This is a genomic window from Paraburkholderia bannensis (genome assembly GCF_014200455.1).
GTDB classification, from domain to species: domain Bacteria; phylum Pseudomonadota; class Gammaproteobacteria; order Burkholderiales; family Burkholderiaceae; genus Paraburkholderia; species Paraburkholderia bannensis_A.
This window is the reverse complement of the sequence record NZ_JACHBW010000054.1, coordinates 1-3,687: the sequence shown is the minus strand read 5'-3', so window position 1 is coordinate 3,687 and position 3,687 is coordinate 1. Positions and strand designations below refer to the sequence as shown.

Genomic DNA, 3,687 nt, shown 5'->3' with positions numbered 1-3,687 from the left:
CGAGCGTCGTCTCGACATTCATGTTGCGTTGCTGTCCCTAGCTGCTGCCGTTATCTGTTCACGCTTTGTTGATGACTTGTGTTAGCCGCTCTTAGGCATTCGGCTCCCACCTCGGGTGATTGACGGCAAATCGGCGATCTGGCCAGGCATGAAGAATTTGCGGTTGAGGCAACCACTCGTCTGCCAGACGCTGAATACGCTGCCACGTCATCGTGTCCTTCTGACTGCGACGCCGGAGCGTCCGCCGCCAGATGTTCATAATGCCGTGCCGGAACGCACGCAGCGACCGGATATTGGTCGGAACGGCATGGTACGCAAAGTAGCCCCGAACGATCTGCGCCAGCCAGCGCCCTTGTGAGGCAATCGGCTCGTGCATACGCAGGCGCATCTGCTCCTTGACCTGCTTGAGCTTCGCGCGCAGCCGGTCCTTGCGGCTCTTGCGTTTGAGCTGGAAACTGTCGTTGAGAGACGTTCCACTTATGTGGGTGAAACCCAGATAAGCAAACGTCTCCGGCTTCGCCATGCCCTTACGCCTTCGCCGCTCGGCCGCATATCGACCAAACTCCAGCAGACGGGTCTTCTCCGGGTGCAGCGTGAGGTCGAATTCCTCCATGCGTTGCCGCAGTTCCTTCAGCAGCAGCAGCGCATCTGCTTCGTACTGGAAGCCCACTACCGTATCATCCGCGTACCGCGACACAATCACCGTGCCTCGGACCCGCTGTCGCCGCCATCGCTCTATCCACAAATCAAAGACATAGTGCAGATAGATATTGGCGAGTAATGGGGAGATCACCGAACCCTGGGGCGTACCGGCCTGTACCGACGTTAGCCGGCCATTGTCCAGCACCCCAGCATCGAGCCACTTGCCGATCAGGCGAATGACTCGCGGGTCCGCCACCCGATGCTTCACGAAACGGATCAACGATTTCCTGTTGACAGTGTCGAAAAAGCTTCGGATGTCGGCATCCAGAATCCAGTTCACCGGTCGCCACTGAATCGCGGCAGCCAATGCGTCGAGCGCATCATGCTGGTTACGACCCGGGCGAAACCCGTACGAAAAGCCGAGGAAGTCTTCCTCATAAATGGCGTTCAGAACATCAACCATTACGCTCTGCACAAGCTTGTCCTGCAGCGCAGCTATACCCAAGGGCCTGAGACCTCCGTCGCCCTTCGGTATGTAACGGCGCAGCACTGGCAGGGCACGGTAGCTCCCTGTGTGAACCCGCCTGTGCAGGTCCCGGAGATTGCTCTCCAGTCCCGCTTCATAGCTTTGCCACGTCATGCCGTCAACTCCCGGCGCCGCCTTACGTTTGAGCGCATAGAACGCAGCGCTCAGCCGCTCGACCGTGACGTGGTGCAGCAACGTCGTGAAACGCATCTTCTTATGCTGTCTCGCCAACTGTCGTACGCGATCCAGTCCCTGTGACACGCTTCCCCGGTTCTGCGCCCGGCACGTGTGATTCTGGTTCGCGTTCCCCTCGGTCCCCGCCCTTGGCTCCACCCACTCCGCAGCCGGTTTCCCGACCTTGTTCGCAGGCTTCTTCGCTACTACGGCGGAGTCTGACTTCTCACGTCCGTACATCATCGGCTTCGGCTCCTCGCCTTCCCGACGCGGACCTGGCCAATACCGCTACAACGCCAGGTCAGACGTGAGATCTCCCGGTTCCCGTGCAAGGCGCTTGCGTGCATGCCAGGTTCTACGACCACGCCGGATCGGCAGGCACTCGCGATGTCGCGCCCGCTCGTATTGCCTTCCACGTACTGGAGCGCGTGGGCATCCGGGATATAAACCATTTCGTGGCTCCATGGCTGGCCTACACATTCCCCTGCCGACGCTTCGCTGACCTCCTCGCGGATGCCCGCGCACGGCTCGGGGGCGATGTGGCTCGCTATGCCTTCATCGTAGTGGACTCTCACCACCTACGCCTTGCCGGTCTCCCGGCGCACCCAGTAGGGATTTTCAACCCATTGCCAGACGACCTCTTCGTCCGACAGATCGAATGCGTGCTGCAGATACAGCAGGCCGGCGATCAGCCTGGGGGATGTTGCCGGCCGTCCCTTGCGCGACACGAAGCTCTCGCTCATCGCCATGCCCAGCCGATCCCAGTTGATCAGCTCAGCCAGCCGCACGAGCGGATGTTTCAGGTTGATCTGCTCACGCAGCGGCTGCCGGAAGAAATCTCCCTCTGTCACAGGCGTCTTCGGACCCATCCGCACCTCGTCAGGATTTGCAGGATTTCAGCACTAATATGCCAGGGCCCTGCAATTCCCACAACACCATTTCGGCCTCGCAGCCTTGCCGCATAAGCCTTCGCGATTTGTTCAAGGCCGACTAATTACGTGCTTGCAGACGGCGTGAAGTTCAACACGGGCGATGACTGCATCGCGATCAAATCGGGTAAGGCAAACGACACCGAGTATGGGCCCGCGCAGCATCACGTGATCCAGAACTGCACCATGAACAGCGGACATGGCGGCCTCACGCTCGGCAGCGAAATGAGCGCAGGAGTCCAGAATATCTATGCGCGCAATCTCAGCATGCTCAATGAGAACTAGGCGACCAATCCGCTGAATATCGCCATTCGCATCAAGACGAATATGAACCGCGGCGGCGCGGTGCAAAACGTCTGGATCGATGGTGTGACGCTGCCGAACGGTGTGACGCTCGTCGGCAAGGGTTATGGTTCGAGCAATATGATCGCAGGCGGTCCGATTACGGCATCGGTTCCGGTTGGTACGACGAGTTCGTCGGGTTCGAATCCGGCGGCGTCGCAAGGTGGCCTGATCACGTTCGATTGCGACTATAGCCCCGCCGGCGACGCGGTTCGCATCAGTCCGCCGGTCGTGAAAAACATCAATATTTCGAACGTGACGGCCGGCAATGCCACCTCGGGCGGCGCTACGGCGTCGTGCTTTCAGGCGATCGTCGCGCAAGGAGCGGTTTCCGCCGATTACAACGGCCCCGCGCCAGCGCCAACCGTGTTGCCGATCAGCGCAATGACGATCTCGAACTGCAATCTGGGAACGCCGGTTTGCAGCGGCACGGCTTCGGCGACAAATCCTGGGCCGATCTACGTGAATAACGTGAATGCCATCGCGCTGAGCAACGTGGTGATCGGCGGGACGACGTACAACACGTCCCTGGTCGGTTATCGCAAACGGCGCCCGGTTTAAGCCCGGGCGCTGCGCTTAGTCCTCTTCGCGAACAGGGATCACCTGTGCGCTGATCGTGCGGTTGTGCCAGAAGATATTGTGGACGCGCGGTTGCAGCGTACGCAGGAAATCGTCGGTGAGTTCGTTGTAGCGCAGCAGGGCAGCAGGACGTCCCGCGCCTTCTATGCGCTGAATTTCGTCGTACGGGGGAAAGCCGTACTTCTGCAAAAAGGCGTTGATTTCCTCGTCGGCGATATTTTCTTCAATGTTTCCGAGCAGCAGTTCGGCCATGACGCACCTCTTTTGAATGTTGAATTCAAGCGTGTGGAACTGGCGTTGCGAAGCTCATGATAGTTTGCGGCGCGGCGGTGCGTATGAAACCTGCGCGTAAACGCCAGAACCCCGGTTCTCTTTTGGAGACACCGGGGTTCTGGACGACCTGCATAAGGAGCCTGACGATTACCTACTTTCACACGGGCAATCCGCACTATCATCGGCGTGGAGCTGTTTCACGGTCCTGTTCGGGATGGGAAG

At 59.3% G+C, this 3,687-nt stretch carries 2 protein-coding genes and 2 pseudogenes; 1 reads left to right on the top strand and 3 read right to left on the bottom strand.

Annotated features, from left to right (window positions below; all coding sequences use genetic code 11):
• Positions 1-91: 91 nt before the first annotated feature.
• Together ltrA and F4827_RS34720 are read right to left on the bottom strand one after the other, a co-directional pair.
• Positions 92-1,582 carry a group II intron reverse transcriptase/maturase gene (gene ltrA / locus F4827_RS34725; RefSeq protein ID WP_409258908.1) on the bottom strand — a complete coding sequence of 497 codons (1,491 nt, stop codon included), beginning with the start codon at positions 1,580-1,582 and terminating at the stop codon, positions 92-94.
• Between the two features lie 365 nt (positions 1,583-1,947).
• Positions 1,948-2,211 (bottom strand): annotated as a pseudogene (locus F4827_RS34720) (transposase); the annotation flags it as partial.
• A gap of 129 nt (positions 2,212-2,340) precedes the next feature.
• Here F4827_RS34720 and F4827_RS34715 point away from each other — a divergent pair.
• Positions 2,341-3,174, top strand: a pseudogene (locus F4827_RS34715) (glycosyl hydrolase family 28 protein); the annotation flags it as partial.
• 15 nt (positions 3,175-3,189) lie between these two features.
• Here the strand turns inward: F4827_RS34715 and F4827_RS34710 are convergent.
• Positions 3,190-3,444 carry an RNA-binding protein gene (locus tag F4827_RS34710; protein ID WP_183733939.1) on the bottom strand — a complete coding sequence of 85 codons (255 nt, stop codon included), beginning with the start codon at positions 3,442-3,444 and terminating at the stop codon, positions 3,190-3,192.
• Positions 3,445-3,687 lie beyond the last annotated feature (243 nt).

Coding starts and splice junctions, on each gene's coding strand:
- F4827_RS34710 (WP_183733939.1), bottom strand. CDS start 3,444: ATGGCCGAACTGCTGCTCGGAAACATTGAAGAAAATATCGCCGACGAG.
- ltrA (WP_409258908.1), bottom strand. CDS start 1,582: ATGTACGGACGTGAGAAGTCAGACTCCGCCGTAGTAGCGAAGAAGCCT.